Source organism: Pararhizobium sp. IMCC21322 (assembly GCF_030758295.1).
Taxonomy (GTDB): Bacteria; Pseudomonadota; Alphaproteobacteria; order Rhizobiales.
Genome location: NZ_CP132335.1, coordinates 2,087,668 through 2,113,954, shown reverse-complemented (window position 1 = coordinate 2,113,954; position 26,287 = coordinate 2,087,668). Strand labels below are relative to the sequence as shown.

General features: G+C 53.5%; 29 protein-coding genes. 14 read left to right on the top strand and 15 right to left on the bottom strand.

All coding sequences use genetic code 11. The features are described 5' to 3' along the window. From RAL91_RS10200 to RAL91_RS10190, 3 genes are all read right to left on the bottom strand, one after another. Positions 1 to 651 carry a trimeric intracellular cation channel family protein gene (locus tag RAL91_RS10200; protein ID WP_306261905.1) on the bottom strand — a complete coding sequence of 217 codons (651 nt, stop codon included), beginning with the start codon at positions 649 to 651 and terminating at the stop codon, positions 1 to 3. Beyond that, positions 648 to 2,042 carry a Si-specific NAD(P)(+) transhydrogenase gene (sthA, locus tag RAL91_RS10195; RefSeq protein ID WP_306261904.1) on the bottom strand — a complete coding sequence of 465 codons (1,395 nt, stop codon included), beginning with the start codon at positions 2,040 to 2,042 and terminating at the stop codon, positions 648 to 650. The genes RAL91_RS10200 and sthA overlap by 4 nt, the downstream gene beginning before the upstream one ends. 154 nt (positions 2,043 to 2,196) lie before the next feature. Continuing rightward, positions 2,197 to 2,931: an SOS response-associated peptidase gene (locus tag RAL91_RS10190; RefSeq protein ID WP_306261903.1), complete on the bottom strand. Its 735-nt coding sequence runs from the start codon at positions 2,929 to 2,931 to the stop codon at positions 2,197 to 2,199. A gap of 67 nt (positions 2,932 to 2,998) precedes the next feature. Between RAL91_RS10190 and RAL91_RS10185 the strand changes: the two genes are divergently transcribed. The 5 genes from RAL91_RS10185 to RAL91_RS10165 all read left to right on the top strand — a co-directional run bounded on the left by RAL91_RS10185 (position 2,999) and on the right by RAL91_RS10165 (position 6,272). After that, positions 2,999 to 3,427, top strand: a complete 429-nt coding sequence (locus RAL91_RS10185; protein WP_306261902.1) for an NUDIX hydrolase — start codon at positions 2,999 to 3,001, stop codon at positions 3,425 to 3,427. A 115-nt stretch (positions 3,428 to 3,542) separates the two neighbouring features. Then, entirely contained in the window at positions 3,543 to 4,598 is a 1,056-nt protein-coding gene (locus RAL91_RS10180; protein ID WP_306261901.1) for a DUF3179 domain-containing protein, read from the top strand. A gap of 34 nt (positions 4,599 to 4,632) precedes the next feature. Continuing rightward, complete coding sequence (locus tag RAL91_RS10175; protein WP_306261900.1) at positions 4,633 to 5,151, top strand: TIGR02301 family protein; 519 nt, start codon at positions 4,633 to 4,635, stop codon at positions 5,149 to 5,151. Positions 5,152 to 5,264: 113 nt separating this feature from the next. After that, positions 5,265 to 5,534, top strand: coding sequence for a hypothetical protein (locus tag RAL91_RS10170; protein WP_306261899.1), 270 nt, complete (start codon positions 5,265 to 5,267; stop codon positions 5,532 to 5,534). Between the two features lie 159 nt (positions 5,535 to 5,693). Continuing rightward, the gene (locus tag RAL91_RS10165; protein WP_306261898.1) at positions 5,694 to 6,272 is read left to right on the top strand and encodes a hypothetical protein; all 579 of its coding nucleotides are present in this window, start codon (positions 5,694 to 5,696) and stop codon (positions 6,270 to 6,272) included. Between the two features lie 29 nt (positions 6,273 to 6,301). On the opposite strand, the gene RAL91_RS10160 is transcribed toward RAL91_RS10165, so the two are convergent. The 8 genes from RAL91_RS10160 to RAL91_RS10125 form a co-directional block, all read right to left on the bottom strand. Further along, the gene (locus tag RAL91_RS10160; protein WP_306261897.1) at positions 6,302 to 7,660 is read right to left on the bottom strand and encodes an oligosaccharide flippase family protein; all 1,359 of its coding nucleotides are present in this window, start codon (positions 7,658 to 7,660) and stop codon (positions 6,302 to 6,304) included. A gap of 221 nt (positions 7,661 to 7,881) precedes the next feature. Then, entirely contained in the window at positions 7,882 to 8,694 is an 813-nt protein-coding gene (locus RAL91_RS10155; protein WP_306261896.1) for a hypothetical protein, read from the bottom strand. 130 nt (positions 8,695 to 8,824) lie between these two features. After that, positions 8,825 to 10,933, bottom strand: coding sequence for a glycine--tRNA ligase subunit beta (gene glyS, locus RAL91_RS10150; RefSeq protein ID WP_306261895.1), 2,109 nt, complete (start codon positions 10,931 to 10,933; stop codon positions 8,825 to 8,827). Next, entirely contained in the window at positions 10,926 to 11,915 is a 990-nt protein-coding gene (locus tag RAL91_RS10145; RefSeq protein WP_306261894.1) for a glycine--tRNA ligase subunit alpha, read from the bottom strand. Before RAL91_RS10145 ends, glyS begins: the two co-directional genes overlap by 8 nt. A gap of 134 nt (positions 11,916 to 12,049) precedes the next feature. Next, the gene (locus tag RAL91_RS10140; RefSeq protein WP_306261893.1) at positions 12,050 to 12,295 is read right to left on the bottom strand and encodes a hypothetical protein; all 246 of its coding nucleotides are present in this window, start codon (positions 12,293 to 12,295) and stop codon (positions 12,050 to 12,052) included. Positions 12,296 to 12,303: 8 nt separating this feature from the next. Beyond that, positions 12,304 to 13,167 carry a S49 family peptidase gene (locus RAL91_RS10135; RefSeq protein WP_306262877.1) on the bottom strand — a complete coding sequence of 288 codons (864 nt, stop codon included), beginning with the start codon at positions 13,165 to 13,167 and terminating at the stop codon, positions 12,304 to 12,306. A gap of 62 nt (positions 13,168 to 13,229) precedes the next feature. Next, positions 13,230 to 14,009, bottom strand: a complete 780-nt coding sequence (locus tag RAL91_RS10130; protein WP_306261892.1) for a tRNA1(Val) (adenine(37)-N6)-methyltransferase — start codon at positions 14,007 to 14,009, stop codon at positions 13,230 to 13,232. Positions 14,010 to 14,023: 14 nt separating this feature from the next. Next, positions 14,024 to 14,248 (bottom strand): DUF2007 domain-containing protein, encoded by a 225-nt coding sequence (locus RAL91_RS10125; protein WP_306261891.1) that lies wholly within the window; start codon positions 14,246 to 14,248, stop codon positions 14,024 to 14,026. A gap of 222 nt (positions 14,249 to 14,470) precedes the next feature. Between RAL91_RS10125 and RAL91_RS10120 the strand changes: the two genes are divergently transcribed. The 7 genes from RAL91_RS10120 to RAL91_RS10090 all read left to right on the top strand — a co-directional run bounded on the left by RAL91_RS10120 (position 14,471) and on the right by RAL91_RS10090 (position 21,817). Next, the gene (locus RAL91_RS10120) at positions 14,471 to 15,784 is read left to right on the top strand and encodes a DUF3500 domain-containing protein (protein WP_306261889.1); all 1,314 of its coding nucleotides are present in this window, start codon (positions 14,471 to 14,473) and stop codon (positions 15,782 to 15,784) included. An 81-nt stretch (positions 15,785 to 15,865) separates the two neighbouring features. Next, on the top strand, positions 15,866 to 16,645 hold the full coding sequence (locus RAL91_RS10115; RefSeq protein ID WP_306261887.1) for an SDR family oxidoreductase: 780 nt from the start codon (positions 15,866 to 15,868) through the stop codon (positions 16,643 to 16,645). Positions 16,646 to 16,655: 10 nt separating this feature from the next. Next, a complete protein-coding gene (locus tag RAL91_RS10110) occupies positions 16,656 to 16,913 on the top strand; it encodes a hypothetical protein (RefSeq protein WP_306261885.1) in 258 nt (85 codons plus the stop codon). Positions 16,914 to 16,976: 63 nt separating this feature from the next. Continuing rightward, positions 16,977 to 17,354 (top strand): enolase C-terminal domain-like protein, encoded by a 378-nt coding sequence (locus RAL91_RS10105; protein ID WP_306261883.1) that lies wholly within the window; start codon positions 16,977 to 16,979, stop codon positions 17,352 to 17,354. A 379-nt stretch (positions 17,355 to 17,733) separates the two neighbouring features. Then, positions 17,734 to 18,750, top strand: a complete 1,017-nt coding sequence (locus tag RAL91_RS10100) for a polyprenyl synthetase family protein (protein WP_306261881.1) — start codon at positions 17,734 to 17,736, stop codon at positions 18,748 to 18,750. A 158-nt stretch (positions 18,751 to 18,908) separates the two neighbouring features. Continuing rightward, positions 18,909 to 20,900, top strand: a complete 1,992-nt coding sequence (locus tag RAL91_RS10095; protein ID WP_306261879.1) for a tetratricopeptide repeat protein — start codon at positions 18,909 to 18,911, stop codon at positions 20,898 to 20,900. 26 nt (positions 20,901 to 20,926) lie between these two features. After that, entirely contained in the window at positions 20,927 to 21,817 is an 891-nt protein-coding gene (locus tag RAL91_RS10090; RefSeq protein ID WP_306261878.1) for a 4-(cytidine 5'-diphospho)-2-C-methyl-D-erythritol kinase, read from the top strand. A gap of 22 nt (positions 21,818 to 21,839) precedes the next feature. Here the strand turns inward: RAL91_RS10090 and RAL91_RS10085 are convergent, their stop codons facing one another. The 4 genes from RAL91_RS10085 to RAL91_RS10070 are packed head-to-tail and all read right to left on the bottom strand — an operon-like array spanning position 21,840 to position 23,922. Beyond that, positions 21,840 to 22,364: a hypothetical protein gene (locus RAL91_RS10085; RefSeq protein WP_306261876.1), complete on the bottom strand. Its 525-nt coding sequence runs from the start codon at positions 22,362 to 22,364 to the stop codon at positions 21,840 to 21,842. Between the two features lie 12 nt (positions 22,365 to 22,376). Beyond that, entirely contained in the window at positions 22,377 to 22,967 is a 591-nt protein-coding gene (locus RAL91_RS10080; protein WP_306261874.1) for a DsbE family thiol:disulfide interchange protein, read from the bottom strand. Beyond that, entirely contained in the window at positions 22,964 to 23,173 is a 210-nt protein-coding gene (locus RAL91_RS10075; protein WP_306261873.1) for a heme exporter protein CcmD, read from the bottom strand. Before RAL91_RS10075 ends, RAL91_RS10080 begins: the two co-directional genes overlap by 4 nt. 2 nt (positions 23,174 to 23,175) lie before the next feature. After that, positions 23,176 to 23,922: a heme ABC transporter permease gene (locus tag RAL91_RS10070; protein WP_306261871.1), complete on the bottom strand. Its 747-nt coding sequence runs from the start codon at positions 23,920 to 23,922 to the stop codon at positions 23,176 to 23,178. A 197-nt stretch (positions 23,923 to 24,119) separates the two neighbouring features. Here RAL91_RS10070 and hflK point away from each other — a divergent pair, with 197 nt between their 5' ends. Next, a complete protein-coding gene (gene hflK, locus RAL91_RS10065; protein WP_306261869.1) occupies positions 24,120 to 25,286 on the top strand; it encodes an FtsH protease activity modulator HflK in 1,167 nt (388 codons plus the stop codon). After that, a complete protein-coding gene (hflC, locus tag RAL91_RS10060; RefSeq protein WP_306261867.1) occupies positions 25,283 to 26,278 on the top strand; it encodes a protease modulator HflC in 996 nt (331 codons plus the stop codon). The genes hflK and hflC overlap by 4 nt, the downstream gene beginning before the upstream one ends. The last annotated feature ends 9 nt before the right edge of the window (positions 26,279 to 26,287 follow it).

Sequence of the window (26,287 nt, the reverse complement as noted above, 5' to 3'; positions counted from 1 at the left end):
CTATTCGTCGTCATATTTTGGAAAGGGCAGGTTCCAGCCATAGCGAATGGCCGATATGCGCAACACCAAGGCAACCGTTAATCCGGCCAAGGCACGGATATCAAACCCTATTGAGGCTGGCAGCAGGACATAAACAGCCGCGCCTGCCAGAGCGGCTGTGATATAGATTTCCTTGCGCATGATGATCGGAGCTTCATTGCAGATGACGTCTCGCAACAGGCCGCCGAAACTGGCGCTCATGGCCCCAAATAGGATCGCCACCATCGCATGCGCGCCGGCCTCTTCTGCCTTTGCGGCTCCCAGCACACAGAACAGGGCCAGTCCGGCCGCATCAGCATAAAGCAACCACTGCATACGACGGCCGAGCATCTTTGTATTGAACAGGCTCACCACCACTGCACAGATAATGCAGATGGCAATTTCAATTGGGCGTTCAACCCAACTGACCGGTGTTGCGCCCAGCAGCAAATCCCGCAGGGTGCCGCCGCCAACGCCCGTAACCGTGGCCACAAAAGAAACACCAACAATGTCCATGCGATTGCGCAGACCGAGCAATGCACCGCTGATAGCAAACACAGCCGTCCCTATCAGGGCGAGCAGATCAAACGCCACCTGAAGATCAATATCCTTGACAACGGCTATGTCCATCATTCGGATTGCATACGGTTCCAGGCATCCAGTGCCGCGATCTTGTAGGCCTCGGCAAGGGTTGGATAATTGAATGCGTTCTCGACAAAATAGTCCAGCGTTCCCTGAAGGTTGAGAACCGCCTGGCCGATATGGATCAGTTCTGTTGCCCCCTCACCCACGATGTGACAGCCCAGCAAACGCCTCGTCTTGAGAGAGAAGATCATTTTCAGGAGACCTGAATCCAACCCCATAATGTGCCCTCTGGACGTTTCGCGGAATCTGGCAATTCCCACCTCATACGGGATGTCGCGCTCTTTCACCTCTTCTTCTGTCAAACCCACAGTTGAAATTTCCGGAACGGAATAAATGCCATAGGGGAAAAATTCAGGCGGCGCATGAGATTCCACCTCAAGGGCATGACAGGCAGCAATGCGGCCCTGTTCCATCGATGTGGAAGCAAGACTTGGGAAGCCGATAACATCACCAGCGGCATAGATATGCGGGACGGCCGTCTGAAACGTTGCAGGATTGACCTTCAAGCGTCCGCGGTGGTCACATTCCAGCCCGACCGCCTCAAGATTGAGATTGGGCGTTGCGCCCATGCGCCCGGCCGCAAACAATACGGTCTCTGATCGAATCGACCGACCACCTTCCAGTTCTATGGTGCAGCCGCCATTATCGCGTTTCGTTACCTTTGTAACAGCATTGCCCATACGCAGAACCACACCCCTGTCGCGGAGCTGATAGGTGAAGTCGCTGACCAGTTCCTTGTCGATGAAGTCCAGCATTGTGTCACGTGGCTCAATCAGAGTGACATTCACATCCAGTGCGCTGAAAATGGTGGCATATTCGATGCCGATGACACCGGCCCCAATCACGGCCAATGACCGTGGCAGTTTGCCAAGTTCCAGAATGCTGTCGCTGTCAAACACCGATACGCCGTCAAAAGGAACGTAATCCGGCTTGAAAGGAACTGTCCCCACAGCCAGCAGAAAGAAGTCGGCGGTGAAATGGAAGATTTCGCCCTCCTCGCCAGTCACTTCGATGGTCTTGGCGTCCTGAAATTTAGCTTCTCCGGCCAGGGTGGTCACCTGATTACGGGCAAACTGATGCTCCAGAACTTCAACTTCATGACCAAGCGTGATGTGAAGCCGGGTGCGCAGATCATCTGCGGAAATATCCTGTTTGACCCGATAAGAACGTCCATAGAAGCCACGCTCCCGCCAGCCTGAAAGATTCAGGGCTGTTTCGCGCAAGGTTTTTGACGGGATGGTGCCAGTATGGACGGACACGCCGCCAACGCGTCGACCGCGCTCCACCACCAGAACGTCTTTTCCAAGTTTTGCCGCCTGAATGGCAGCGCGCCGCCCTGCCGGGCCGCTTCCGATCACAATCAGATCATAGTGGTCCATTCAACTCGCCTTTGCCCCAAAGTTGGTTGTGTTGCTCTATCGCACTTTATGGTTTGTGGTTTTGATTCTGTACGTCAGACTGATAATAATTTAATCAAAATCTGTCATAGCGATTTGCATACGTCCAGTGCTGATCACCTTTGAAAGGCAATGTCTAAAACAGGTCCAGTTGTGCATCTTTGGCTGTTTGCGGTGCTTCACTATTGGTTTCAGTTTCAACTCTATTTATGAGCTCCGAATCGTCATTGCGGATGTGATTGACGCGAGAGCTGACGGGTATCGCTTCAAAAAAGTCTTCAGGGACGGGCCTCAGCAATCGGTGTGCTTCGGGTGCATCTATCTGCGAGACATTCAACCAGTCGTCAAATAGATCCGGCGTCAGGACAATTGGCATCCGGTGGTGAATGCCAGATAATGCCTCATTGGCAGGCTGGGTAAGTAAAGCACCGGAATCGATCAGATTGCCGTCGGGACCAGACCATTCGGCCCAAAGCCCCGCCATTGCAAACAAATCTCCAGTTTTGGGACGCATGTAGAAGGGTTGCTTTTGCCCCCCTTCCCGACGCCACTCGTAATAGCCGGTCGCGGGCACCAAACACCGATGATGACGCATGGAGCCTCTGAAACTTGGTTTCTCGCGCACGGTTTCTGCCCGGGCATTAATCAACAGGGTAAATTGCTGCGGGTCCTTGACCCAGGCGGGCACAAGCCCCCAGCGAACAAGGCGCATAACACGGCGCGACATCTCCTGCCGGATCGTTACAATGGGTTGCGTCGGGCCGATATTGTATCTTGGCGGGAATTCCTCTGCGGCCTTGTCGTCGCTTTCATATTTAAAAAGCGCGGCAACTGCCTCGTTTGGGTGCGTTAATGTTAATCGACCACACAATTGACAAGCGACCTCCTACAAACAAACTAGGTCACTGATAGACAATCAGCGACTCAGACCGGATTTTATGGTGCCAACAAATTCTCATTCAGTGCAACATCCAGTTTTAGCAGTTTGCGTCGCTATTTGGCAGGACGACAAAATATTGCTTGTGCGGCGTGCCAATGCACCAAACAAGGGCCTTTGGGCATTGCCAGGTGGCAAAGTCGATGCTGGGGAAACCATTGCCGCCGCTGCAATACGAGAGTTGCGCGAAGAAACCAGCCTGAAAGCCATTCCCAAAAACATATTCTTCATCAGAGAGATAATTGAAGATGGCTTTCACTACGTGTTGAATTGTGTCCGGGCGGAAAATCCCGTCGGCGATCTTGCTGCCGGGGACGATGCCGCAGATGCAAAATGGATGAGCGTTACCGACCTTCTGGATTTAGAAACCGTCCCCGGACTTGCTGACATCCTGGCACACAGCAAAGAGAGCCTGGGCCTTCCCTTTTGAAGATTGGTGGGCTGCGGTCACAACTCCGTGAACAGGATTGATTGGTGATGCACAGCAAACATGACAATCTCAGTGGAAGAGATAAGTTCGCGAATAATTAACCGGGAGGTTTGTCATGCCCATAGTGAAGCCCGTGCAGTCAGCTGTCGCAGACCACAAGCGACTTCCATCTGCCTTACAGATATCGATCATAGCGGGGCTGGTACCGCTGTTGCTTATAATCGCCAGCCAGGCATTTGCCGATGCGGGTTTGTGGCGCTCGGAAGGTTGGCAGACAGATTTTTCCAAGAGCAGTATCGAATTCGACGAAATCCTGTCGGGCGGGCCTCCGCGCGACGGAATTCCATCCATAGACAATCCGCAATTTGTGGCCGCAAAAGATATCACCGATCTTGGGCCGTTGGAGCCGGTGATCCGGTTGGACATAAACGGAGATATTCGCGCCTATCCGCTTCAGGTCATGACGTGGCATGAAATTGTGAATGATGAAGTCGGCGGCACGCCTGTGGCAGTTACCTATTGCCCATTATGTAATTCCGCACTGGTGTTTGACCGCCGGGTTGGTGAACAATTACTGGATTTTGGCACCACGGGGAAACTCAGGAATTCTGATCTGGTGATGTATGATCGACAGACTGAATCCTGGTGGCAGCAATTTACAGGAAACGCCATTGTCGGTGAATTGCTGGATACGGATTTGCGGATGATCCCCAGCCGTGTGGAAAGTTTTGAACGCTTTGCGAAAGCCAATCCGGACGGAAAAGTGCTTGTTCCGAACAATCCAAATATGCGCCGTTACGGCTCCAACCCTTACGTCAATTATGACAGTCGCGGCGCGCCGTATCCGTTGTTCCGTGGCGATCTGCCCTCCGATATCGGGCCAATGGTGCGCGTTGTCGTTGTCAAACAGGATGGTGAGCCAAAGGCAACAACACTGACGCATCTGCGTGATCAGGCATCGGTGAAGCTTGGCGATGTAGAGCTGACATGGGAAAGCGGCCAGAACTCTGCGCTGGACACCAGTCGTATTGCCGAAGGCAAGGATGTTGGAAATGTCGTGGCTTATCAGCTAAATGCCGATGGCAGCCGAGGTGACGAGGCGGTTTACGACGTAACCTTTGCGTTTGCTTTTCTAGCCTTTCATCCCGACGCAGAAATAATTCAGGAATAAGACACTCTGGACCAAGATCAATCTTGAAATTTGAATGCCATCACGGCACGGTGCGGTTATGATTTCAAACTCAAATCGCATCCGTGCCGTTTCTTTTGCTGGCTTGTGCCTGCTGCCAATGCTGATGGGATCAGCACATGCGCAGTCTGCACAGTCGGGCGACGGTTTGCCACCCTACGAAAATGAGCTACTTCGCCTCGTCAGCATCATGGGGTCTTTGGAATTCCTGCATCCCTTGTGCGAACGCCACCCACGCGGTGTGTGGCGAGACCAGATGGCCAATTTGCTGGAAGCTGAAGAGCCGACACCCGGCAGACGCGCCCGTATCATGGCTACATACAACAAAGCCTTTGCGGTTCTGGAACAGGTTCACAACACCTGCACGCCTGCCGCGCAGACGATTTTGCGTCGTTATGAAACAGAGGCCGTAGAACTGACGCGGGTTATGGCCACCAAATATCGCCCCGTTCAACCCATTCCTGCAGATGCCGATGCAGAAAACCCTGCCGACGACTCTTCAGCTGAAGCTGCGGACACCGCTGCCCCACAGTAAATTCAGCTGGAAATTGACCGTTTAGACTTTGTTGACCCTAAAATCAGGTACTGCGCCAACTCATTCAGCTTTGTGATAAATTAGCTACAATATTGCACAAATCGAGGTTGATCATGCAGAATCTGTGGCAGGAAGAAGAAGATTTCGACGAGGACTTTGGACTCGCAGACCGCCAGAGAACTGCCCTGTGCACGCTTCAAGCCGCATGGGAAGAAGCCCTGGAACAAGGCGTTGAGCCAGGTATTCTGATCGAAACTTCCATATTTGCCGCGCTCTCGCGGATTGTCACCGAAAACGGTGAAGACGTTGCTGCAGACTATTGCGCGAAACTGCCAGAACGCATCCAGACCGGCGAATTCACTATGTTCAGGGTGCTGAATTAGCACCCTTTATCCGGCAGCGGACATCCAAAACATATTCATTTGACAGATCGGGGCTTGTAGCCCTTATCTGTTTCTATGTTTGCACACACCTCACTTAATCGCTTTTCTCATAGTCTGCCGATTTTTGCGTTTGGCGCGTTTTTATTTACGTGCGCTGACATGGCATTTGCGGCCAGAACGGTTGAAACGGAATCCTTTTCCCTAAAGTCGCAATCCGTGCCCTCATCAGATGTAGAGGGTACCATACCTGACAACGCCAATGATGCTGAAGCACCACCGCGCATTTCCTACGATATGACGTTGCTGCCGCAAGCAGTTCAACAAATCCACGCAACGCTACTGACAGCTGCGCGCAATGGCAATCTTGCTGCACTGACCGCCATTATTGTAGCCAATGGCAAGATACCGGTTGTGGCGTTTGAAGAGGTGGAAGACCCGGTTCTGTATCTGCGCGAATTGTCTGGAGACGAGGAAGGTCAGGAAATTCTGGCCATAATGCTGGAAGTTCTGGAAGCCGGATACGCCCAGATTGATGCGGGCACGGATGCGGAGATTTATGTCTGGCCCTATTTTGCAAATATTCGCATTGATACGCTGACACCGCAGCAACGCGTGGAGCTCTTCACTCTGGTGACAGCCGGCGACTACGAAGATATGAAGGTCTTTGGCGCCTATAATTTTTTCCGCCTTGGCATTTCTCCCGATGGCGTCTGGCAGTTCTTTCTGGCAGGTGACTAATTCTGGATTTCATCATTGTTGAAAGCACTCTAGCGCCCGAACTGGGCACCAAATAGAGAAATATTGAGGCGGGAGCGAACGCCGAAGGCCAGATAAATGACCCGGAAGCCAATTGATAGGGAGGTGGCAATCGCAGCTCCAATCAGACCGAAATAGGGAATGAGTGCCAGATTGAGAACCAGATTGACCACAAGCGCACCAAAATAAGAAGACGCAGTCATGCCCTGATGACCGGTCATGTTAAGCAGATCTTCCGCTGATGAAAACGCGGCCTGAACCAGCAAGCCTGCCATCAAAACCAGCAGAACCGGGTAGCCCACAGTAAAGCCTGCTCCAAACAGTTTCAGCAGCAGCGGACCTGCAATGGCCAGACATGCGCAGGCGATGAGCGATAGCCAGAATGAGATACGGATTGTGGCTCGGGACAGGGATTTCAATTCATCTGTCTTGCCCTGCGCACTCAGTTTGGAAAAGACGTTTGCGGTTCCTGCTGAGGCTGCAAAGCGGACAAAGCCGACAATTTGCGCAATGCGGGTCGCCGCAAAGTAAATCCCGATTTCGCCGGGCGACACAAAAAAGCTGAGAACCAGAATGTCTGAATAGGACACCAGCAATGAAGCACCATCCTGCAGGGCCAGGGGCGCGGATGTTTTGAGCCAGGTTCTGCGGTCGTAAAGTGGCGGCACCGCCTTTGGGAGCGCTCGTCGTTCATCAATGAGGCGTTTGGCCAGAATGCTTGCCTGTATGGCCAGTGACAGGCCGATGGCCGCGAAAGCAACAACAAGCGCAGTGACGGCCGTAGCATCAAACCCGATGACAACCGCCAGGACCAAAAACAGGCCAAGAAAGCCATGCCGCAACAGGTAGGTTGGTATCAGTGCCAACAAAACCCAATGGCGGGCGCGGGCAAAGCTTTCCATCATATCCTGAAGCGCAAAAAGCGGCACGCAGACCGCGGCGAGTATCAGGGGCAGCACATAGTACTCCGGCACAGGCAAAGCTCGGGAGGTCAAAAGAAACACGCCCAGAATTGCAGCCAGGCAACTGACGAGCAATGGGATGAGTAATGAAAAACGGAAGAAACCAACTGCCAGCCCGGCCTCTCCTGTTGCCTTATAGCGTGCCAGGTAGCGAATGGCGCTCATGGAGAAGCCGAATGTGGTGGTATGACCAAGAATGGCGATCCACACCCAACCCAGCGCAAAAACACCATATTCAAATTCGCCCAGCATGCGCGCGAAGATAATCTGGGTTACATAGGCGATGGCGGCATTGGCCAGCCGGATAATGAGTGCAAACAGGCCCGCACGACCGGCAGAGGTCGTGTCAGATTCTTCTACGTCCGCCTCATCGTCATTCACAGAGGAATTCTGTGCAGGCCGCAGCATGACAAGGACTGATTTAAGCCTGCTTTTCAATGATTTTCGTGATGCTACCAATGCCCGCAATTCCGCATCTGACAGATTTCGGTTCAGCAGGCTTTATGCGCGGAGTTCACTTAAGGAAGCATGAAACAGGGATTTTGAAGTAACCGAGCATTGCATGCCGACACAAAAAAGGGCGGCCTGTATGCAGACCGCCCGATTGAAACTTCAGCTGTCAGAATGGATTAATTGGCAGGTGCCGCATCAACATCAGAAGCAGCAGCTTCCATTTCAGCTTTCATCTGTTCCATGGATGCATTCAAGTCAGCAACTTCAGCAGTCAGAGCATCAACTTGTGTTTCAAGATCGTCCGCCATTTGCGTTTTTGTCGCAACTTCAGCAGTCAGAGCGTCAACTTGTGCTTCAAGATCGGCGGCCATCTGCGTTTTTGTAGCAGCTTCGGCAGTCAGGGCATCAACCTCTGCGCTCAAATCAGCAGTCATCTGTGCTTTTTCAGCAGCTTCGGCTTTCAGTCCATCAACAGCGGAACTCAGATCAGCGGCCATGACTTCTTTGCTGGCCAGATCAGATGTGAGAGCAGCGACCTGATCCTGATAGGAAGACAATTGGGTTCTCAGTTCAGCAGTTGAAGCGTCTTCACCCTGTGCCATCATTGCTTCCGCTTCAGCTTTTGCTGTCATGACAGCTACTTCTGCGTCGGCTTTTGCTGCAGCCAGCGCAACAGCTGCTTCAGCTTCTGCGCCTTCAAGTGCGGCTGCAGCCTCTTCAGCGGCAGCTTTGGCAGCTTCGGTTTCTGCCTGTGCAGCTTCCAGTGCGGCCTGTGCTTCAGCCTTGGCTGTTTCAAGCGCGGTTTCCGCGTCAGCGACAGCGGTTTCGGCGGCAGTCTTGGATTCGTCAACCATGCTTTCCAGGCCTGTGGCTTTTTCTGTCAATGCAGTGACTTCATCCATAACGTTTTTGACATTCGCGTCCTGGACGAAATAGCCACCTGCAGCACCAACAACAGCACCTAAAATTCCAACAATTGCTTTATTCATGAGTATTCCCCTGAGAGTATATCTGATCTTTGTTATCGAAGAAATGTGACCGTCTGGCGATCTTCAAGTTCCAAATAGTCCATGTTGCGCTAAAAAGCACGTTCTTATCTGATTCACCATAATGTTGCCACTACCCTTCGATTTTGGAGAAATCGGCAACGGTTTGCGTGGCTTGCCGGATTCGATTGAGAAGATTCAGCCTGTTTTCGCGGATTTGCGCATTGTCATCATTGACCATGACATCCTCAAAAAAAGCATCTACTGGCGCACGCAGTTCCGAAAGCGCTTCAATGGCTGCAGAAAAATCATGCGCGTCCACTGCTGCTTTCGCCTTGCCAACCGACGCATCCACCGCTTCCGCCAATGCTTTTTCAGCCGGGAGGGACAAAAGGTCGGATGACACGGTGCCGTCGAAGGCCCTGCCTTCTTTCTTCTCCTCAGCACGCAAAATGTTGGCAGCCCGTTTGCTGCCGGACAAAAGTGCCTTGCCGTCTTCGCTTGCCAGAAAATCGCTCAATGCCTCGACACGGCGAACGATGAGTTGCAGATCATCGGCGCTTTCACTGATAACCGCATCAATCAAATCATGACGACGGCCCTGATCGCGCAAATAGACCTTTAGCCGGTCGTGGAAGAAGGACAGAAGATCCGTCGCAACACCGTCCGCAACGGACACTTGCATCTCGCCATTGCGATGGCCGGAACAGGCCTGTTCAATGGCACCGATCAGAGACAGTTCAATATTATTTTCCAAAATCAAACGGATGACGCCAAGCGCTGCGCGCCGCAGAGCATAAGGGTCTTTTGATCCGGTTGGTTTTTCGTCAATCAGCCAAAAACCGGACAGTGTGTCCAGCTTGTCAGAAAGCGCAACTGTAACGGAAATCGGATCGGATGGAACCGTATCGCCCGGCCCCTGTGGCCGATAGTGGTCTTCACAGGCAGCCGCAACCGCACCGGTTTCGTCCTGCGCGGTGGCGTAGTAGCGGCCCATCAGGCCCTGCAGTTCCGGGAACTCACCGACCATTTCGGTGACCAGATCGGCCTTGCACAATTCAGCGGCCCGTTCCGCCTCAACAATGTTTGCAGAGGTGGCAGGTGCCAGCGCTTTTGCAAGGGCGCTGATCCGCTCAACGCGCTGCAATTGCGTACCCAGTTGTTCGTGGAAAATAATGTTTCCAAGTTTTTCCACCCGTGCCTGCAGTGGCGTCTTCAGATCGGTTTCCCAGAAGAACATTGCATCGGACAGGCGCGCCCGCACCACTTTTTCATTCCCGGCCACTATCTGTTTGCCGCCATCACTGGCGATCAGGTTGGAGACAAGAATGAAGCGATTGGTCAAAGCGCCGGATTTCGGATCACGCAGCACAAAGCATTTCTGGTTGACGCGAATGGTGAGCTGGATCACTTCATCGGGCAGGTTTAAAAACCGCTCATCAAATGTACCCATCAGCACAATCGGCCATTCCACAAGGCCAGCCACTTCAAGCAGCAGAGCTGTATCTTCCACCAGATCCAAATTCTGGGAGAACGCCAAATTCTTGGCTTCCTCGAGGATAATCTCTTCACGGCGGGCGCTATCCAGCACCACTTTTGCTGCATTCAGCTTGTCAGTGTAATCATCAAACCGGCGGATGCGCAAAGGTGCTGGCGCCATAAATCGGTGGCCATAGGTCACATCGCCTGATGTGATGCCATCGACTTCAAATGCAACCACTTCAGGGTCTTCGGTTTCCGGTCCGAATGTACACAGGATGGAGCGCAATGGGCGCACCCAGCGCAATGTATCCGGTTTGGTGGAGCCTGCGCCCCAGCGCATGGATTTTGGCCACGGAAAATTGCGGATCATGCCCGGTATCAGCTCGGCGATAATTTCCTGCGCATCGCGGCCTGATTTTTCAATCACGGCAACATAGAACTCGCCCTTTTTCGGGTCGCTCTGGATTTGCGCCTCATCGATAGAGGACAGGCCCGCTGCGCGCATAAAGCCTTCCAGCGCTTTTTCGGGCGCGCCGACCTTGGGGCCTTTGCGTTCTTCGCGGGTATCGGCAGAGCGCGCAGTTACGCTATGCACAGTCAAGGCCAGACGGCGCGGCGTTGCAAACCCTTTGGCACCTTCATAGGTCAGGCCAGCATTCACCAGGCCATCGGTCACCAGTTTTTGCAAATCTTCGCTGGCCCGCTTTTGCATGCGCGCAGGAATTTCTTCTGAAAACAATTCTAGCAGGAGATCAGGCATTTTGGCTCTCCTTTGCAACAGCGCCACCGGCCTCGGTTTGAAGGAAGGCCTCACCGCAAGCCTTTGACAGATCGCGCACCCGCAGAATGTAGCTTTGACGCTCGGTCACCGAGATCACACCGCGTGCATCCAGCAGATTGAAAACATGACTGGCTTTGATGCATTGGTCATAGGCTGGGAGTACGACTTTGTGGATGCCATCCCCTGCTTCTTCCATCTGCCGTGCGCCGGCCGCAAGCAGAGCCTGACATTCGGCTTCGGCGTCTTTGAAATGCTGAAACAGAATGTCTGTGTTGACGTGTTCAAAATTATGACGCGAATATTCCTGCTCGGCCTGCAAAAAGACATCGCCGTAGGAAATGCGTTCGTCACCATCACGGCCATTGAAATTCAGATCATAAACATTGTCGACGCCCTGCACATACATGGCCAGACGCTCCAGACCATAGGTCAGCTCGCCTGCAACCGGGCTGCATTCAATACCGCAAACCTGCTGAAAATACGTGAACTGCGAAACTTCCATGCCGTCGCACCAACACTCCCAGCCCAGGCCCCAAGCACCCAATGTCGGGCTTTCCCAATCATCCTCGACAAAGCGCACATCATGGAGCGCTGCATCCACACCAATGGCTGCCAGACTTTTCAGATAAAGGTCCTGCAGGTCCGGTGGAGAGGGTTTCAGCAGCACCTGAAACTGGTAATAATGCTGCAGGCGGTTGGGGTTTTCACCATAGCGGCCATCGCCTGGACGGCGTGAGGGTTGCACATAGGCGGCGCGCCAGGGTTTGTGACCCAGAGCGCGCAATGTAGTCGCTGGATGAAAGGTACCCGCGCCCACTTCCATATCGTAAGGCTGCAGCACGACGCAGCCATAATCTGCCCAGAAACGCTGCAGCGCCAGTATAAGGCCCTGAAAGGAACGCTCGGGGCGCATATGAGGCGGCAGATCAAGTGCCGTGGACTGCTGATCAGATGGAGACATGGGGTGACCTGGGACAAGCTTTTCGCGATTGTGGCGCGGTGTTGCCATGACGCGGACAAAGGGTCAAGCCATGCAACCATATGCGCACGCAAGAATCCGCATCTAATGCAATCGCTGCGGCGATGAATGCAGGATCAGCTTTTCCGCTTTTTCCGAACTGAATAACGGCCGGTCTCGGGATCATAATCCAGTTCTTCTATCTGGTCCGCCTCGTCCTGCACTGTGTCGGCAGGTTTTGCGTCCGCCTGTTTTGGCGGAGCTTCTTTTGAACCAAGATTGTCGCTCACCCTCGACATCAGATTGGCAAAAATCTGATGTCGTTTAGAAGCGACATAGACGGCGATCAGACTGCCGACAAAGATAAGTATTTTTAGCAGCATATCCGGGCCTACAATCCAAACCGTGCCCAGTGGGCACGCTCTTCAACAGATCCGATAATACCGTCACCAATTCGGCTTATGGCTGTCTCATCTATGGCACCGCCAAACAGACGTCGCATGCTAAATCCCTTTTTGGTGTCGATGACCTTGAGCTTGGTTTTTTCGCCGAACCGTTCTTTTACAGTTGAGCTCAAATCTCCGATGCCATCAATCAGACCCATGGACAGCGCTGTTTTGCCCGTCCAGAAAAGGCCGTTGAACAATGTCTCGTCATCTTCCTTCAAAACATCGGCGCGGCGCGATTTGACCACATCAATAAAGGTTTCGTGGATTTCTTCCTGAAGCTGTTTCAGATGGGCAACGTCTTGCTTCTTTTCAGGCAGGAACGGATCCAGCGTCGATTTGCTTTTACCGGATGTGTAGACGCGGCGCTCAACGCCCAGTTTGCTGATGGCTTGGGTCAGGCCGAAACCTGATGAAATCACACCGATGGATCCGACGACAGACGATGGATCAGCGATAATTTCATCGCCGGCAACAGCAATAAAGTACCCGCCGGACGCCGCGACATCCTCTACGAAGACAAGAACGGTTTTCTCTTTTTCCTCAGCCAGTTGGCGAATCCTCTTAAAAATCAGATTCGACTGAACCGGGGAGCCGCCGGGTGAGTTGATTACAATTGCGACGGCCGGCGCATCTTTATGCGAAAACGCTTTTTGCAAAGGACCTGCGACACTGGCCAGATTGAGGCCGGGTCTGAAATTACTGCCCGCACCAATAATACCTGACAGCCTGACCACGGGGACAACAGGGGCTGGCGTGCGGTATTTTTCCGGCAAATAGACACGGATGCGGTTTCTGAGGGCTTTCAACAAGGTGGGCTCCGGTGGGTTGGACTATCAGTTCAGTTTAAATGGTCTATTTCGGGCTGGATTTAAAGGGGTGTCTCCAAATCTGAAAACCCCTTTCCCTCACGCAATATGGCAGCGGCCTGTGTGGTGTTTCCAGCATCATCATGAACAATGAAATCAGGAAGAAGCGTCAACTCCCCACGACTGCCCTTTTGTCCTGACACCACAACCCGGTTAGCCTTCTTGCCAAGCCTTGGATGGATGGGGCGGATTTCAAGGCTGCCAAACCGCCCTTCGCATAATTTCAGCACGTCGATCAATGCGTCTGCGGTGTGAATAATCGCCATCTGGCCTCCGGGTTTCAGCAACATGGCGGTCAGGCGAAACCAGGCTTCCAAATCTCCCTCTTCCAGCACATGGGCTTCGCGACGATGCTGATGCGGGGAACTGCGCACCTTTTGTTGCAAATAAAAGGGTGGATTCGCGATCACCCAGTCCGCCGAATTGGCAACAAGCCCAGCCTCTTCGCGGGCGGGTGCCGGCATTAATATGTCAGCTGACAACACCTCCACCCGATCAGAAAACGTCCTGTTTTCAGGAAGGTCGCAGCCTTCCCTTGCCAATTCAAGCATATCTTCATCGCGTTCGACCAAACGGACCATCAGGTCTGGTGCGCGAGCGGCGCAGCAGAAACCGGCAGCGCCTGTACCCGAGCCCAAATCATAGAGTAGGCCCGTCGCAGCTCCCGGCACAGTTGCCGCCAGAAACACAGCGTCCAAGCCTGAGCGATGTCCATCGCTGCGTGGCTGCAGGACATAAGCACCACCGCCTATAAACTGATCTTTCGAGGCCGTGGTGGTCATATTATTTTGCGACCCTATGCGCTGCGTAATTCGTGGGCGATCTCGGCCTCTTCGAATAATTTACGCGCGGCGGCTTCCTGTTCTTCTGCCACCAGCAAGCGTCGAGGCAGCACACCAATCGAGCCATCCATAACACTCATATTCTGATCAAGGACCAGATATTTGATCCGGGCTTCGGTCAGCAGCGTTTCGACGAATGAAATCAGCACCATATCATTCGTTCTGAGAATTTCTTTCACACCAATGCCTCCACAGCGTCATCAACTCCAAGCATATATGATCACAGTTCTCCCGTTCAACAAAGTTTCTATAGTCTCAGGAGGCCCAACATCTGACGCATAAGTGACAGTAGCAATGTCTTTGGCATTTGATAGGCCTGTCGTGCGTGATATACTGAACATGTTTGCCAGTATGGGTGGCATAACAAGCTTCCGCGGGTAGCGATGGCGAAGGTTTGTCATTTGGACAAACTGCACGCGACCCTGATTTTTGTCAGAATGAAGCCAGGGGCCGATCTGATGCCGTCCAATAATTTTCGCGACCTTCTTCTCCCGTTTGATTGTGCCCGGTTTTCCGAACTTCGCTCCGTTTCTGCCCGTGACTTTGGCATGGCCGTGCGACAGGACCCTTTGGTTGGACCACTGATTGCTAAGTGGGACAGCCTCAGTAACGAACCATTTCAAGGAATCACGAACAATGGCCAGCTCGAAGACGGGCTGTTCTGCCTTGCTGACGAGGGCGCGCCCACCAATGAGATGGTGGCAGCCGCCGAGGCATTGTTGTCCGCGCTCTCTGCCACGGATCGCACGCAGCTTGTCTACGCGCTCGAGGCAGTCGAGTGGCGAAGGTGGGCCAATCCGGAATTTTTGATCAATCCCAACGGATTGCGGCTTGAGGAGATGGACCCGGCTGCGCGCGATGCCGCAATGGGGCTCATACGCGCCAGCCTCAGCGGTACGGGGTATCAAAAGGCTGTTGGCTGCATGCGCACCAATGCCTTTCTTGGCCAGCTTTGTGGGTTGGAAAACCTGATGAACGAATGGAGCTACAACATACTCCTGTTCGGAGCACCATCGACAGCCGAGCCATGGGGCTGGAGCTTTTATGGTCATCACCTGGCCCTCAACTGCTTTGTGCTTGGCGGGCAAATGGTGATTTCGCCCACTTTTATGGGAGCAGAGCCGAACCACATTGATGCCGGACCTCATGAAGGGCTGCGCCTGTTCAGCGACGAAGAAGATGGCGGGCTTGAACTTATGCGTTCTCTGTCGCCTGCGCTGCAGGGTCGTGCTCGGACCTATGCGGAACTGCACGATCCGGCAATGCCGGAGGGGCGCTGGAATTTTGCGGATCAAAGGCATCTGGGCGGCGCATTCCGCGATAATCAGATCATCCCTGAAGAGGGTGTTCCCGTGTCGGAATTCGCGCCGCGTGCGCGGGACCAATTGTTGCAGATCGTTGAGGCTTTCATCTGCTATCTTCCTGACGCTGTCCGCACTGTGCGCATGTCGCAGATCGAAGCAGAGCTGGAGCGTACATCGTGGAGCTGGATTGGTGGCTGGGGCGATGATGACCCGTTTTACTACCGCATCCAAAGCCCGTTGCTCATGGTGGAGTTCGATCATCACAGCGGTATTTGGCTTGCCAATGAGGAGCCCGCGAAATGTCATATTCATACGGTTGTGCGCACGCCGAATGGAAATGATTACGGCAAGGATCTTTTGCGCCAACACTACGCGCAAGTTCATCCAGGCCGCGCACCGGGGCACGCATAGACACTTGTCTTGAAAATCCTGTCGCCGGGCCTATCACCGGCGACAGCTCAACATGAAGTCTTCAATACAACGAGGTTTGACATGGAATTAGGCTTGACCGGACGCAAGGCGCTCATTTGCGCGTCGTCCAAAGGTTTGGGATTTGCCTGCGCCGCATCATTGGCACGCGAAGGGGTCGACGTTGTCATCAACGGGCGCGACACTGAGCGACTGGCTGCCGCAAAAGCCAAACTGGAAGCCAAGATAAAGCGTCCGGTTGGAGTTGTGGCTGCTGATATCAACACAGCTGACGGACGTGCAGAGCTGCTGGCATCTTGTCCGGAGGCGGATATTTTGATCAACAATAATACGGGCCCTCCCCCGGGTGAATTTCTGGGCTTTGAGCATGACCAATGGATTGAGGCAATCGAGGCTAACATGCTGGCAGCGTTGATGATGATCCGAGGCGTGCTACCAGGAATGCAGGCGCGGAAGTTCGGCCGCATCATCAACATCACGTCCGCGATGGTAAAATCCCCACGTCCGCAAATGACGCTTTCGACCGCCGCAAGGGCCGGGCTGACCGCAGCCTGCAAGGGATTGTCACGTCAGGTGATGGTCGACAATGTCACCATCAATAATCTGCTGCCGGAACGCTTCGATACGGACCGCCAGAAATTCATGGCGGAGCGGATCATGGCAAAGCATGATGTGGATATGGAAGAAGCCCGCCGCCGCATCGCTGCCACACTGCCCGCCAACCGGTTTGGCAAGCCGATTGAATTTGGCGATACCTGCGCATTCATTTGCAGCGATCAGGCAGGCTTCATGACAGGCCAGAATTTGCAACTCGATGGTGGCGCTTATGAGGGCCTGATCTAGGTCGCACCTGTTGCCTCACTGGATCCACATCCCGATCCCCGATCTTGAACAGACGTCCTTCTATTGTTTGAGTTTTCACCTGATCGCTCTGATTTACAGTCTTGCCGTAGACAGTGTCGGCGAGGCGACACTCAATGGTCAGGATGCTGAAGTTGTTGCAGCAGGGAAAAAGCACCAAGAACTGGTGCTGGGTGCCGACGCAAATTCCCCTGATACTCTTTTCCAAACCCTACCATTTTCAACCCTTCCAGAAGCGGCTTTTTCCTAAGCGGTCATGCATGCAATCTGGGATATTGCAGGTCGGAATACGGGCAAACGAACCAGCGCGGTTTTGGGCGAACCTCTTCGCGCCAAAATTCCTGTCTATGCCAACATCAACCGCCGGACATTGGATCGTACGCCTGAAGGATTTGCGAACAGTGCTTCAGATGCAATTAGGGCTGGATTCAATGCAATTAAGATCGCCCCTTTTGATAGTCTGGATTCTGAGAAATCGAAGATAGAGACCATCAAATTCATTGATGAGGGCGTCGCTCGTGTGGATGCCATTCGAAGGGCGATCGGTTCTGATGCAAGGCTGATGGTGGATTGTCACTGGCGTTTTAACGAGATGAGCGCCCACAGGCCACGGCTGAACTGGCCCAATTTGACCCTTACTGGATTGAATGTCCGATCGACGAAACAGTCGATAACATTCCCACGCTTCTAAAACTCAGATCAGCCGCAAACAGGCACGACATTCGGCTAGCTGGATGCGAAACAAAGATCAAGCGTGAAGGGTTCAAACCATATCTGATAACAAACCCGGCAGCCCAGATCGTCTTCCTGACCACCAGTCAAAGCGGGAACGAGTTTTGTTGAGACTTGCCACGCAGCAATCGTTGCGTTTGGAACATTATCAATCGATCAGGTGTGGTGCGCATATCAGGCGGCAGGAATTGAATGTTGCTCTGACTGGTTTTTCGTTCGGATTGGACTACATAAATAAATTGAACGAGAGTTGTTATTGGCCAATCAAACTTCTAATCTAGTGCAGCATATCGACTAAAAATCCCGCACATCACACCGGGCAATCAGAAAGCAGTATTATGGGCATTGTGGTTCCCCTCAATCCAGACAAAGAGCAGAAGCCAAGTGTGGAAGCACTGATCCGGCTGACCAAACCGGGCATGGGTCAGGTCAATGATCTGATTCTGAAGATGGCTGGCGCCAATGTGGACATGATCCCGGAAATTGCAGATTATCTGATTTCTTCTGGCGGCAAGCGGCTACGGCCCATGCTGACCCTGGCTGCAGCGGATATGTGCGGCTATGAGGGTGATGGCCATGTGAAGCTGGCTGCCTGCGTTGAATTCATGCACACCGCCACTCTGCTGCATGATGATGTGGTGGATGAGAGTGACATGCGGCGCGGCAAGAAATCAGCCCGCATGGTCTGGGGCAATCAGGCCAGCGTGCTTGTTGGCGATTATCTGCTGGGACAATCGTTTCGCATGATGGTGGAAGTTGGTTCTCTGGAAGCTCTTGATATTCTCTCCACCGCGTCCTCTGTGATTGCAGAAGGCGAAGTGATGCAGCTTGTAGCGGCCAAAAACACGGCCACGACGGAAGATGAATATCTGGAAGTCATCCGGGCTAAAACAGCGGCTCTGTTTTCGGCGGCAGCAGAAGTGGGGCCAGTGCTGGCCAAGGCACCCCAAGCAGCCAAATCCGCATTCCGCTCTTACGGGACCAATCTGGGCCTTGCCTTCCAGCTGATTGATGATGCACTGGACTATGGTGGCTCTGCAGCTGATCTGGGTAAGGATATCGGGGATGATCTGCGCGAGGGGAAAATCACCCTGCCCGTGGTTCTCTCCTACCGCCGTGGCAGCGATGCAGACCGGGCCTTCTTTGACCGCGTGCTTATGGAAGGGGATGTGCAGGATGGCGATCTTGAAACCGCCATTGCCACAATGAAGCAATTGGATGCGCTGAAGGACACTGTCGAGCGCGCCAGCCATTATGGTGCAGTGGCAAAAGATGCCTTGGCTGCGTTCCCGGACAGCAACATGAAGAAAAGTTTATTGGAGACTGTCGACTTCTGCATCTATCGTGGACATTGAAGCCCGGATTGGGATTCGCCGCGAAATTGTCGGAATTAAACGTCATCAGACAGTCTACAAACCGACCTGCCGCGAAATGCAACAATTTGAAGGTTGGGGTAAGATATGCGACAGCACGTCTGAAAACCGTGGCTCAGGTTGAAACAAAGATGGACCAAATGGCGAAGCAAACGACACCCGTGAAATTCTCAAAGTCCAGGCATGCCTTGTCTGACCGTACTTTAAAGCACATCAAAGTTCTGGCCGCCGCCTTGCTGGTCGGTGGTTTCAGCGCCGCTTTTCAAGCGCCGTCCTTTGCAGATGAAGACGCCGAGCCTTTGCGCTTTGCCCGCGGATTTTCCGGTAATTTTCTGGCAGCTCAAATAGCTGGCGGTGACAATGATACCCTAGCTGCGGTTCAATTTTTTGAACGAGCGCTTAGTCGTGATCCGGGCAACCCTGTCCTTATTCAACAAGCATTTTTCCTGCATCTCATAAATGGATCCGTTGAAGAAGCCGTGCCGTTTGCCAAGGATATTCTGCAATTCGATGCATCCAATGATCTGGCAAGAACCGTTCTGGGCGTGACAGCGCTGAAAAAGGGCAATTTTGGGCAAGCTGCCGGACAATTTGACAAGGCATCCGGACAAGCGCCTCTGGAACTATTGACCAATCAATTGCTGGCCGCATGGTCCGAAGCGGGTAAGGAAGACCTTGCCGCAAGCATTGCACGCATTGATAAGCTCGAAGGCCCGGATTGGTATGAGAGTTTCCGCTCTTTCCACGCCGGATTGATCGCGGCGCATCTTGGTGATCAGGAACAGGCCTTTGCACGTGTGGCCCGCGCCTATGAATATGATCAGTCAGCTCTGCGCATTGTTGAAGGCTTTGCGCGGCTGCAGGCACTGAAAGGCTCCCCTGAAAAAGGCCTTGCCGCAATCCGCGCCTTCAAACAGCAGGTTCCTCGCCATCCGTATATGGATCGCGTTGAGGCAGATATAAATGATGGCAAGCGGGTTGAGCTTGCAGGCTCAAGCCTGAAGGGTGCCGCAGAGGTGCTGTTTGGGCTGGGCTCGGCTCTTGGCCGCGATGGCGGCTCGGAACTCCCGAAAATTTATCTCCAATTGTCACTGTACCTCAATCCGCAATCCGATTTGGCGATTATGGCTCTGGTGGACGTCTACAATGACGATGAGCAATATGCTTTGGCGGTAGATCTGGTCGATGGTTTGCCAGAAGAATCCGTTTTTGCAGATGCTGCCAATATTGAAGCGGCGCGGAATCTGGCTCGGCTGGAGAAAGTCGATGAGGCGATTAAGCGCCTGACCAATATAGCGCGCGAGACGGACGATCCGTTTCCGGCAAATCTGGCACTGGCAAATGTGCTGCGATTTGAAAAGCGTTTCGAAGAAGCCAATGCAATCTACAACATCATCATTGATGGCGTTGATGCGCCTGAGCGTCGTCACTGGTCCTTGTTCTATTCCCGCGCCATCACCTATGAGCGCACAGACCAATGGGACGCAGCGGAGGACGATTTTCGCAAAGCACTCGAATTGTTCCCCGACCAGCCGCTGGTGCTGAACTATCTCGGCTATTCTTTCGTCGACAAGGGCATCAATCTGGATGAGGCGCTTGGGATGATTGAAAAAGCTGTCGAGCAGCGGCCCGAAGAGGGTTTCATTCTGGACAGTCTGGGCTGGGCTTACTTCAAGCTTGGTCGTTATGGAGAAGCCGTCGTTCAGTTGGAAAAAGCAACGGAGAAAATGGCCGCTGATCCCCTGGTTCATGATCATCTTGGCGATGCCTATTGGCGCGCCGGCCGCACTTTGGAGGCTCAGTTCCAATGGGCTCATGCCCGTGATCTGGAACCGGAAAACCCCGATGATCTGGCGAAGATTGAAGACAAGCTTGAAAACGGTCTGCCACCGGAGGCTGCTAGAAAAGTTGCTGCCAAGCAAACCGACACCGTGATTGATCAGGCAAATGACGAGGGCAAAGCAAGGCGCACGCATATTGTGGCCGATGGTGAGAGCCTGTGGGACATTGCCAAGTCTCTTTTGGGAGATGGCGACGCCTACCTTGATATTCTGGAATTGAACCGTGACCGTCTGCCGGAAAGCGGCCCGCTTGTGGTTGGTACCGAATTGCATATTCCTGACCGCAAATAGATCGGGACTTGAGCCGGTCGAAGGTGATGAACAGCAATACGGCCGCTTGTGCTGAGACCGCTCACGCGAAAATCAATTTGGCATTGCATGTCACCGGCAAGCGGGCTGACGGCTATCATGAGCTGGATTCGCTTGTTGTCTTTGCAGACGTCGGAGACCAAATTTCAGCGACTGCGGCTGCCAAACTTTCATTGACCATTCAGGGGGGCAGCGCAGAAACGCTGCCGTCTGATACAAACAATAGTGTTCTGGCGGCTGCCCACGCGCTGTTGCACCATGCCAATACAAATGGACTGGAGCTCAGCTGTGCCGGTGCTGATTTGGTGTTGGAGAAAACCCTGCCTATATCAGCTGGTGTTGGCGGTGGCTCAGCTGATGCGGCGGCAACATTACGAGCTCTGAACCGTCTTTGGGGCCTGAACCTTCCCCCCAATGTGCTTGAAGCTATTGGCATAGGGCTGGGCGCTGACGTCGCCGTTTGCATTGCTCAGAAAAGCTGCCGCATGAGCGGGATTGGTGAAAAACTGGTGCCGCTGAGCAAAAGGCATATGCCCGGCTTTAATGTCGTATTGGTCAATCCTGGATTGCCCGTCTCTACACCACAGGTGTTTCAGGCCCTTCAAGATACGGATCAGAGCGCACTGCCCCCTCTTCCGGATCAAAGTGATCGTCACGCCTGGCTTACCTGGCTGGAGGGGACACGCAATGATCTGTTCGAACCGGCCTGCAGGCTTTGCCCGGACATTGAATTTGTGATTGCGCAACTGGTTCATGAGGGTGCGCAAATGGCACGCATGTCTGGTTCCGGGGCGACATGTTTCGGAATTTTTGACGCTTCGCAAAACGCTGTTATTGCGGCACAGGCTTTGCAGAAATCACATCCAAACTGGTGGATTTGCCCAACGCATATTGTTTGATGCTGCAGCCCGGATTAAGCGGCTACGACATCTTACCCGGTTCAAACAAATCAGGCCGAAAAGTCTTCACCGCGTCGGCAACGACCGCCGTACCGCCTTTGGCCAGCACGGTTGGCAACCACAGGCCTTTGGCACCGGTTAGACTTTCGATCATTTTGTGGCGTCGCTTGTTCTTGTCCAGCATGACGACCCAAATTCCCTTGCCCATCAACTGATCCACGTCCTGCCATAGGATGGAGCGACGCATCAGCGGCCAGTTGAGTGCCCGAATGCCGATTTCATCAAATGTCATCAACGGGCGTTTGTCCAGAATGGCTCTGATCATCGTATAGGCAGGCGCGATCATGGCGACGGCCAGCAGCCCCCCCAGCGCAAAGCGTGTCAGAATTTCGGTGCCCGGAAGGCCCACTCCCGATTGATCAATGGTTGGCAGGGCAAAGAGTGTGACGAGGAGCCAGGTCGCCAGACCCAGCAGGACAGCAATGATTGGAACAGCCACGCCGCGCGACAATTCGATCTGTATCGGGTCTTTTGGGTTTTTTGCCATCCGGGAATGCTCTCAATCAGGTTTCAGGATGGCTGACGGACGCGACGCCAACACTTCAGCCAACGCCGGCATGAAAGAGCTTTCCATTGATGCGGCTGATAACGGGCCCACATGTTTGTGTGCGATCTTGCCATCAGCATCGACGATGAAGGTTTCCGGGACGCCATAAACACCCCATTCGATAGAAGAGCGCCCATCCTCATCCACACCCACGATGTCATAGGGGTTGCCTAGTGATCCGAGAAACCGCAGCGCGTTCGAGGGCTTATCCTTGTAATTGATACCAATCATCTGAAACCGTTCATCTTCAGACAATTCCACCAGAAGCGGATGCTCGGCCCGGCAGGGGGCGCACCAGCTTGCCCAGATATTGACGATGCTGACCTGCCCCTTCATCTGGTCCGGCGACATGCCAGGCACCTGCACGCCATTGGTCTTCAGTCCGTCCAGTGCGGCCAGTTCCACTTGCGGAACCGCTGCGCCGATCAGGGCGGACGGCACCACGTTGCTGCCGCCACCCCGGGACAGTTGAATGAAGAACAAGGCTGCCAAACCGGCAAAGATCAACAGCGGCACAAAGGCAAGCATACGGCGTGAGGTCACTTTGTCACCTGTTCGCTGGTAGGGGTTGGATTGGCAGGATCGGCGGCAGCGGTCGCAGATTGTGCCCTGCGCCGCACCCCACGCGCTTCCAGGGCCTGCAAAGCGCCCTTCTGCTTCTTGTGGTCAAGTACAAGCCACAACGCAACAGCGCCAATGATGAGGACGGTGGACAAATAACTAGCCAGGATAAACCCGAAATTTTGCATGGTCAGGCCCCCACAGCCCGTGAAGCTTCCAGCAGCCGAAGCGTTCTGACACGTCGGCGCATGATTTCTGTTCGCATTGCGACCATATGCAGCGCCAGAAACAAAATGGTCATTCCGACGGCTATCAAAAGAAGTGGGATGAGCATGGAAACATGAATGGTAGGGCCGTCAAACCGAAACACACTGGCAGGCTGATGCAGAGTATTCCACCAGTCTACTGAAAACTTGATGATGGGCAGATTAATGGAGCCCACCAGTGTCAGAACGGCGGCGGCTTTGCCGGCACGGATAGGATCCTCAACCGCATTCCAAAGCGCTATCAGCCCAAGATACATCAGAAAAAGCACGAGCATGGAGGTCAGGCGCGCATCCCAAACCCACCAGGTGCCCCACATGGGCTTGCCCCAGAAGGAACCGGTCAGCAGGCAGATCAGCGCAAAGGCAGCGCCCAACGGGGCAGCGGCCTTTGCCGAGACATCGGCCAACGGATGCTTCCACACCAGCGTGCCAATGCTTGAAATCGCCATCAAAGCGTAGGTTGCCATCGCAAGCCAGGCAAATGGCACATGGATAAACATGATGCGAATGGTCTGGCCCTGCTGATAGTCTTCTGGCGCAACGAAGAACGCCATATAAAAACCGACCACCAGAATTATCAGGGCAGCACCCCACAGCCACGGCAGCAGCTTTGCTGACAGGTTCAGAAAACGTGTGGGATTTGCTAAATCGTTAAACCAGCTCATGGCCATCCTTTTAGCTGCGCAGAAAAATTTTGCAATTGAACTTCCCTCCCAGAAGGGTCGTTTGTGATCTCAAAGGCGACTACTTCATTAAATGAGTGAAAATTATTTACTTTCAACACGCTCATTGCCCTCACCGCATTGAAAGCCAGCGACGCCATGCCTATAACCCCTTCAAGCAATTTTTTCCTTGTAAGGACACATTTATGCCTTGGAGCAACCAAACCGGAGGCGGATCGAACGGCAGTGGCGGGCCGTGGGGATCCGGTAAAAAGAATGACGGACCCAAGAATCAGGGACCGTGGGGCGGCGGCCAGAATGGCAGCGGCGGTGGTGGCGGTGACAACACGCCTGACCTGGAAGACCTTATCCGTAAAAGCCAGGAGCGCCTTAAGCAGGTCCTGCCGGGCGGCGGTGGCTCTGGCGGCGGCCTGGGTGGCAGCAACCCGGTTTTCCTTGGTTTTGCCGCTTTGGCAATTCTTGGGTTCGTGCTCTACAATTTCTTCACATTTCGCGTTGAGCCAGAACAGCAGGGCGTTGTGCTGCGATTTGGTGAAATGCACCGGACGACCCAGCCGGGTCTGAATTTCCGCCTGCCCTACCCACTGGAAACTGTGTTCACACCATCAGTTACACGTGTGAATCGCGTTGATGTGGGCATGCGCGACAATGGGCCACGATCCACTGCAATCCGCGATGTGCCGGAAGAAAGCCTGATGCTGACAGGCGATGAAAACATCGTCGATGTAGATTTTGCAGTCTTCTGGGTCATCAACAATGCGTCCGATTATCTGTTTAACGTCAAGGATGCAGACACGACCGTAAAAGCGGTTGCTGAAAGCGCCATGCGCGAAGTGGTTGGCAGTTCTGACATTCAGCCAATCCTGACACAGGCACGGCAGATTACGGAAACAGCCGTTCAGGAAGTCATGCAATCGACCATGGACAGCTACGCATCTGGCATTCTCATCACACAGGTTCAACTTTTGAAGGTTGATCCGCCCAGCCAGGTCATCGACGCTTTCCGTGATGTTCAGGCAGCTCGTGCTGATGCTGAACGTTCGCAGAACGAGGCGCAGGCCTATTTGAATGGTATTCTGCCACGTGCACGCGGTGAAGCGGCTCGTATTTTCGAGAACGCAGCAGCCTATCGTGAACAGACAATTGCCGAGGCCGAAGGTCAGGCAGATCGTTTCGTCAGCATTTACGAACAATATGCAATCGCACCGGAAGTGACACGCAAACGTATGTTCCTTGAGACCATGGAAAAAGTGTTTGCGGGAACAAACAAGGTCATTCTGGAAGAAGGGGCTGGTTCAGGCGTTGTGCCTTATCTGCCACTGAACGAATTGAATAAAAGGACTACCCAATGAAGAAGAGTCTTTTCGGAGGCGCAGGCCTTGTCATCATAGGTGTGCTGGTTCTGCTGGCCTATGGTAGTTTCTTCATTGTCAACGTCACGCAGCAAGCGCTGGTGTTGCGCTTTGGTGAGCCGGTAAATGTTATCACCTCACCTGGCCTCAGCTTCAAACTGCCGTTGATCGACAATGTTGTATATATCGACAAACGTATTCTCAGTCTCTCAGCGCCTGCGCAGGAGATTATCGCTTCGGATCAGAAGCGTATCGTCGTGGATGCTTTTGCACGTTACAAAATTGTTGATCCATTACGCTTCTTCCAGGCAGCTGGCTCTGAAGTGAATGCCAATCAGCGGCTTGAAACTGTCCTGAACTCCGCAACACGGCGGGTTCTTGGTGAGGCATCATTTGAGGAGTTGGTTCGGGATGACCGCCAAGCTCTGATGACAGGCATCACAGCATCGTTGAACCGCGAAGCCAGTGACTTTGGCGTACAAGTTGTAGACGTTCGTATCCGCCGTGCAGACCTGCCGGAAGCTAACAGTCAGGCGGTCTATCAGCGGATGCAGACAGAGCGTGAGCGTGAAGCGACGGACATTCGTGCGCGTGGTGAGGAAGCCGGTCGACGCATTCGTTCAAGAGCCGACCGTGATGGCATCGTGATCCGCGCAGAAGCTGAACGTGACAGCCAACGTGTCCGTGGTGAAGGCGATGCGAAGCGAAACGAAATTTTTGCGAACGCCTTTGGTCGGGATCCGGAGTTTTTCTCCTTCTACCGTTCCATGCAGGCCTATGAGCGTGGTTTGGACAGTGAAAGCACTCAGCTTGTGATTTCTCCAAACAGCGAATTCTTCCAGTTCTTCGCTTCTCCTGGCCAAGCGGCAGAGCCGAGCGCTTTCCGTGAAACTCCGAGCGCAGAAACAGAAGCTGTTGATGATGAAGCCGTTGCACCATCTGATGATGTGGCACCTGCTGATTCGACATCAGAACCAGCAACCACGAATTGACGGTTTCTG